Origin of the sequence: Nitrosomonas supralitoralis (genome assembly GCF_003011925.2) — a bacterium.
GTDB classification, from domain to species: domain Bacteria; phylum Pseudomonadota; class Gammaproteobacteria; order Burkholderiales; family Nitrosomonadaceae; genus Nitrosomonas; species Nitrosomonas supralitoralis.
In genome coordinates this window covers 26,486-33,856 of sequence record NZ_PXXU01000040.1, presented here as the reverse complement: position 1 = coordinate 33,856, position 7,371 = coordinate 26,486, and the positions used below count along the sequence as shown (strand labels likewise).

The following is a 7,371-nucleotide window of genomic DNA, read 5'->3' as shown; positions in this document are numbered from 1 at the left end:
TACCGAAAGCATCGTTAACAAGCCAATTTTGTAATATTTTGAGTCATACCACAGCGACATGTCATAGTTGGCGCTCGCCGCGCCGCTAGTTGTGCCATAAGTTGTTGCCATCTTATACCTCCTATTAATTTAATTGCTTACTAATAGAACATGTGTTTGACGTGGAAAAATTATTTTCGCCACTAAACACTTTTTAGACAGGCTTTTTCCTCATGAAAGTTCCCGTCAATTTATAAAAACCCAATTCAGCATTCATAAAGCATTTACCTTTCTCTACAAATGCAGAAATATTTTATTAATTAATAATTCATATTTCAAGTAGTTAACCTGTCAATTGTTGGATCAGTATGTAACGGTCCTGTAACAATTCTGCAAAAAAAAATGGCGTTGTAATAAAGATGTAACATTGCTGTTATATAAATGCTGTCACGTCTAGTAATTTTTTTTCAACCCTGGATTAACGACAGATGATGAAATTTTTTAGTTTTTTTTTAGCAACCCTAGCGATCTTTAATTTATGTGTCTTATCCAATGCTTATGCGTTAGATTTATATGTTGACACAAAGACCAAACAGGTCTTTGCAGAACCTGGCCCGGACAGAATTCATATAGGCACATATGAAAAAACCGAGAATCCTCTGGCACAACCTCCAACACCCCAAGCAGCGATACCGCCATCCCAAACGCCCACTGAATCAGCGAAAAAGGAAGCAGTGGCTGAGTCAGCCCTGTTACGTGAGCAGAAAACTGCAGAAGTAGCGGACAAATCCGCTCAAGAACGCTTAGCCAGTCAAGTTTCGGTGTTAGAAGAACGTGTCAAGGATGTTGAAAAAATTCATGGCACGTTTGATGATAGGGGCTTACATTGGGCAACTAAAGATGGAAACTTTTCCATGTCGCTCAATGGTCGATTACAACCAGCTTCGCAATATAATTTCATCAATGACCCTGATCCCGCCTTCGGATCCAATACATCAAATGATTTGAATAGTGGCATGAATATCCGTCGCGCTCGTCTGGGCGTTGAAGGTACTTTTTATAAAATATGGGATTATAAATTCGAGTTTGATTTTAGCCGCGGCAATGGCACTGTCGGATCGGGAATTACTGATGCTTTTGTGCGCTTGAATCATACCGATGCGCTTTCTTATAAAATCGGCTCCTTCAAGGAACCATTCAGTTTGGAAGAAGCAGCCAGCAACCGTTTCCTTACTTTCATCGAACGCCACATGTCGGTCAACTCGTTTGTGGATAATCCCAATACCTACAAAACAGGTATTGGAGTCAATTACGCAGTACAACGATTCCAAACCGGGCTGGCTTTTCAAACTGAACCTATCGGTGCATGGTCAGCCGCTTCAACTTCAGTGAATGCCAACGGTAACCAGAGCCGCAACAACGGCTCAGGCGACACTGGTTGGGAAGGAATAGGCCGTATCAGTGGCAGACCATGGATGGAAGATGATACAAAGTTTTTGCATGTGGGTGTTTCCGCAGGACACACAGCGGTCAACACGCAATATCGCGCTGACGGTACCATGGTTGGAGAAGGATCCAATGGCGGCGGCGGCGGCATGTCATTCTTTGCATTCCCAGGAACCAACGTGGATCGAACCAATATCCTAAATACCGGCAACTTAAGCAATGGTGCGCTCAACGACCCGAATCGCCGCCAAGTCAGCAGTTATGATCGATTTGGCGCTGAGGCGTGGCTGGTGCATGGTCCCTTCTCAGCGCAAGCAGAATTCTTACGCACCAATATTAATGGTGTTGGCTACGACGGTGAGCATTTAACTGGTTACTATGGTTTTATCAGTTACTTCTTGACCGGTGAATCTAAAGCCTATCACGTCAGAAATGGTGCAGCCAACCGGATCAGACCCAACCGACCCTTCCAATGGAATGGATCAGGATGGGGTGCATTCGAACTTGCGGTCGGTTATGACTTCATTGATCTGAATTCAGGAATAATCAGAGGTGGTCAAGCCGATATGATTAGGTTTGGCTTCAATTGGTATCCTCATTCGAATATTAAGTTTCAGGCAAACGTCGTGCATATGTTAGATATCAACACAGCCAGAACACCTATTACCAATACCGATGGATATTCTGGCGGGGCTGGTGCCCGTACGAATGGATGGAATAATGCCGATTTCAGTGCATTCCTGACTCAATGGACTATTGATTTCTAAGAGCAAACAATCTTGATGAATATTTAAGCGCACAGTTACTGGGAATCCGGATATTCTGAGTTCCCAGTATCCTTAAACTTCTTTTTCAATCGTAGCTTGTACCCACCGGAGTAATGTCAACGTTTAAACTATAGACCTTACATTCAACTGATTATGATCTATAGTATGCTAAACCATCTCACACAAGGAGGATGAAATGCCGCGAATCCACACCCTCAATATGCGGAACATAATGTTACTGCTCAGTGTATACATAATCACTCTGGGTATTGCAAATGCACAAACAACCATCAAAACTGATGGTTCCAGCACGGTCTTTCCAATTACTCAGGCAGTCGCCGATAAGTTCCAGATTGCGAAGAAGAATACAATTAATGTTTCAGTTAATATTTCCGGCAGTGGTGGTGGTTTTAAGAAATTCTGCCGCGGTGAAATTGATATCGTGAATTCCTCGCGACCCATCCTGAAAAGTGAAATGAAGGATTGCAAAAATTCGCGTATCCAATACGTTGAAATTCCGATAGCTTTCGATGCACTAACTGTAGCGGTGAACCCGGAGAACCATTGGGGAACAACCATGACGGTAGCAGAATTGAAAAAAATATGGGAGCCGGCAGCTCAAGATAAAATTACCCGATGGAAGCAGATCAACCCGACATGGCCTGATGAAGTCATTAAACTTTATGGTTCCGATGCGGATTCCGGTACTTATGATTACTTCACGGAGGCTATCGTGGGCAAAGCTAAATCAAGTCGCAATGACTATACTGAATCCAAGGATGACACCGTATTAGTTAATGGCGTGGCTGGCAACAAAAATGGTTTAGGCTTCTTTGGCTTTGCCTATTATATTGAGAATCAGAACAAAGTCACAGCCGTTGCCATAGATAGTGGAAAAGGACAAGGTGCCATCCTTCCTTCTGTAGAAACCGTTGAAAACGGCAGTTATCGACCTTTATCGCGCCCGGTCTTTATCTATGTCAATTTAAAAGCTGCCGAAAAACCAGAAGTTAAAGAATTTGTAGAGTTTTACTTGAAAAACGCCCTCTTACTGGTAAAAGAAGCGAAATTTTTTCCATTACCACCTAGAGCCTATGCCACAATGTTAGAACACTTTAACAAAAAACGAGCTGGTTCAGTATTCAGCGGCATACCGGCAATAGGTCTTACTATCGACGAACTGATCAGACGCGAGGATCGCCTCCAGTACGAAAACTTTTAGCCTGAACGTGCATTGATTTAACCATCAATCACAATCTGCTTTATTGAATACAGCAGCAGTTCCAGTTAACGCTCTCACTAGTGTATTTTCTATAACTGCTGCCTGCTTTTGCAGAGCAATGCTACGTTTAACAGGCCGTTAAAAAATGTTTTCGAGTCAACTGATACCAAGCAAAAACAGGCGAAAAGAGCAGTTTATACTTAATAAATGAGCATTTAGAGCCTGTTTCTAACACCTCAACAGCAACGCAGATAATTTTTCAGCGGTCTGTTAATATAAAATAGAGTCTCTGCAACAGCGCTGTAATAAATTTTAAAATTACCACAGCCATTTATGATATAAGTCCTCCATCGCTTTTAATCTGACATTCGAATCTCTGCAACCATCATCTTAATCATGCCCTTCAGCCCAATTATCCTGTGGACAGATGCGCTTATTTATTTATTCGTTGGCATAGTACTGTTTTTGATTTGGCATGTACGACAAAACGAACATCTATTGGCGCCATGGAAACGTGTAGGACATAGTGCCAGCGGCATGTCCTCGCTTACTGTGCTACTTTTCTTCTTGATCGTCGGGTTACTCGATACTGTCCATTTTCGACCGGCTCTTGAACATAAAACCCATAGTGGAGAAACGATCTACAGTGTTGAAGTTTTAAGCTTACTGGATCTATTAGTGACACCATTGCGCATGAATGTGGAAAAAACCTATTCTGCGCCCTTGGCCACACATCTCTATGCGAAAGAAACTATTGAGCTTCCTGATGGAAATCAAATACGAACCTTCGCTCGGCTTGAATATGGTGGGGCTCGCCTGCAAAATCCGGATACGGATCATGTGTCGGATATTACATGGCTCAGCGCAAAGGGATTAATGATCGGTTTTCTAGCCTGGTGTTTATTTACTGCATGTTTGGTCATGTTATTATCGCGCCGCCATCAGGAAAATTTCGCCCAAACCATCGCAGCCATTTGGCACTGCACAACAGAAATTCCCTGGCGCGCCATTTTGATCACGCTATTAATCCTGTTAATGATCATCGGTTGCGGAGCGGCATTGGCAAGCCACTATCATGTTTTAGGCACGGATAAGGTTGGACAAGATATTTTGTACCAATCACTGAAAAGTATTCGCATCGCATTAGTCATCGGTACTTTAACCACGTTGATCATGCTGCCGTTTGCATTGTTACTTGGCATTATGGCAGGTTATTTCAGAGGCTGGATCGATGATGTCATACAATATTTTTACACCACACTGAATTCCATACCCAGCGTATTATTGATCGCCGCTGCAGTGCTCATGATGCAAGTCTATATCGAAACCCATTCTGAATTATTCGAAACCTTCGCTGCGCGCGCCGATCTTCGCTTACTATTTCTTTGCCTCATACTTGGGGTTACTAGTTGGACCAGCTTATGCCGCTTGCTCCGCGGCGAGGCCATGAAACTGCGCGAATTGGAATATATCCAGGCAGCACATGCTTTTGGTGTCTCACATTGGCGTATCATCACGCGCCACATTCTTCCGAATGTGATGCATATCGTTTTGATTGCAACCGTCATGGATTTCAGCGGCCTGGTTCTGGCCGAGGCGGTTTTATCCTATGTCGGCGTTGGTGTCGATCCATCGATGATGAGCTTTGGCACCATGATTAACGCGGCACGTCTGGAAATGGCGCGTGAACCCATGGTGTGGTGGGCATTGCTGGCAGCATTTTTCTTTATGTTCACTTTGGTATTGAGCGCCAATTTGTTTGCCGATGCAGTACAAAACGCATTAGATCCACGCTCAAGAACGTTAAAACAAAGTAGAAAACTCTTTCAACAACCAGAAAAAAAAGAGCTCACACCAAGCAAAATATCCCAATCGATTACACCTACAGGATCTTCTCAGCAGCCATGAACAATTTGCTGGAAGTAGAAAATCTTGAAACCTTGCTCCATACCGACAGTGCGCCCGTGCGCGCAGTTGATGGGTTGTCTCTTACAATTTTACCGGGCGAAACATTTGCGTTACTCGGCGAATCCGGATGCGGCAAATCAATGACAGCGCTCTCCATTATGCGCTTGCTACCCCAAGTAGGTGAAATTGTTGCGGGACATATTAAAATCAACGGCACTGATATCCTGCAACTATCTGAAAAAGATATGCGCACAATCCGCGGCAAGCGCATCAGTATGATTTTTCAGGAACCGATGCTGAGTTTGAATCCAGTGCTAACCATTGCCGAGCAAATTGAAGAAGTTTTGGATCAGCACTTGCATTTATCCAAAGACGCAACACAGAAGCGCATTCAGGAATTGCTGGAACAAGTTGGTATTCCCGATGCATTGCAGCGTATGCATGAATACCCGTTTCAGTTTTCCGGAGGCATGAAACAACGTGCGATGATTGCCATGGCACTTGCAGGCGAACCCGAATTACTCATTGCAGATGAACCTACAACTGCCTTGGATGTAACGATCCAAGCGCAAGTTTTGGATTTGATGAGACAAATCCAGCAGCGTAAACACATGGCAATTTTATTGATAACACATGATCTGGGTGTGGTCGCCGAAATGGCTCAACGCATTGCAGTAATGTATGCTGGAGAGATCGTCGAACTGGCCTCTCGAGATGATTTCTTTCATCATCCAGCACATCCTTACTCACAGCAATTATTCGCATCACTGCCCGGGAAACAAAAGCGCGATCAGGCATTAAACGTCATTCAAGGCAGTGTACCCTCACTGGCACAACAGTTTAGCGGATGCCGCTTTGTTGATCGCTGCAATCAAGCATTGGCAATCTGTCACGATACGATTCCCCCATGGTATCCGGTAACATCTGATCAGCAAGTGCGATGTCATTTGTATCAGCAAAGTATCCCAGCAATAACACGGGCAGAGAGCGCCAATCCTAGAATAGCAGCGCCAGATACAAAAATCAGCGCAACAGAAGAAACATTGCTGCAAGTTACCGACCTCAAGGTTCACTTCCCGATTCGCAAGGGATTATTCAAGCGTGTAGTCGGTCACGTCAAGGCTGTTGACGGCGTATCACTTAAAATTGCTGCCGGAAAAACTTTAGCATTAGTGGGTGAGTCAGGATGTGGCAAAACAACGATCGGTAAAGGCATTTTACAACTGATTACACCGACCGCAGGAAGTGTGCGCTTCAGGGATCATGAGCTGGTTTCACTTAAACGCCGTGAATTACGACAGATACGTTCACAATTTCAAATCATATTTCAGGACCCCTATTCTTCACTGAATCCGCGTATGCGAATCTACGAGATTCTACAAGAAGGCATGGATGCCTTAAATATCAATAAAATAGATGATTCAAACACTGAAGGTCATGCATCAATCTATTCAAGGGAAGAAGAAATTGACACTTTATTGCGACGTGTTGGATTGCCTGCTGAGGTAAAATGGCGTTATCCGCATGAATTCTCCGGTGGTCAGCGACAGCGTATCGCCATTGCCCGTGCTTTGGCGGTTAACCCAAAGCTGTTAATCTGTGATGAGCCTACTAGTGCACTTGATGTATCAGTTCAGGCACAAATCCTGAATCTGCTTAAATCGCTGCAAACCAACTTAGGACTTGCTTTTTTGTTTATTACCCACAATATTGCAGTGGTAGAATATTTAGCCGATGAGGTTGCTGTCATGTATCTGGGAAGAATTGTTGAATATGGACACATTGATGAGGTGATGAATCACCCGAGGCATCCCTACACCCAGGCCTTGCTGTCGTCAGTTCCGCAAATCGAGTCCAATCCCGATCGCCATATTATTCCATTGAAAGGTGATTTGCCATCACCAGCCACGCCACCTTCCGGTTGTCATTTTCATCCACGCTGTCCCAATGCCATGCCAATTTGCAGTGTTACCTATCCGCCGGTCAGTTCATTCACTGCAACGCATACGACCCATTGTTATCTTTATTCACCCCAACAAACTTCTTAAA

4 protein-coding genes are annotated in these 7,371 nt (G+C 44.0%); all 4 read left to right on the top strand.

Annotation, left to right across the window (positions count from 1 at the left end):
* The first annotated feature begins 467 nt into the window (after positions 1-467).
* The 4 genes from C7H79_RS12345 (at position 468) to C7H79_RS12330 (ending at position 7,370) form a co-directional block, all read left to right on the top strand.
* Entirely contained in the window at positions 468-2,192 is a 1,725-nt protein-coding gene (locus C7H79_RS12345) for an OprO/OprP family phosphate-selective porin (RefSeq protein ID WP_242447274.1), read from the top strand.
* 196 nt (positions 2,193-2,388) lie between these two features.
* Positions 2,389-3,414, top strand: a complete 1,026-nt coding sequence (locus C7H79_RS12340; RefSeq protein ID WP_106707558.1) for a PstS family phosphate ABC transporter substrate-binding protein — start codon at positions 2,389-2,391, stop codon at positions 3,412-3,414.
* 396 nt (positions 3,415-3,810) lie between these two features.
* Entirely contained in the window at positions 3,811-5,322 is a 1,512-nt protein-coding gene (locus C7H79_RS12335; protein ID WP_106707557.1) for an ABC transporter permease, read from the top strand.
* Positions 5,319-7,370 (top strand): ABC transporter ATP-binding protein, encoded by a 2,052-nt coding sequence (locus C7H79_RS12330; RefSeq protein WP_106707556.1) that lies wholly within the window; start codon positions 5,319-5,321, stop codon positions 7,368-7,370. Before C7H79_RS12335 ends, C7H79_RS12330 begins: the two co-directional genes overlap by 4 nt.
* The last annotated feature ends 1 nt before the right edge of the window (position 7,371 follow it).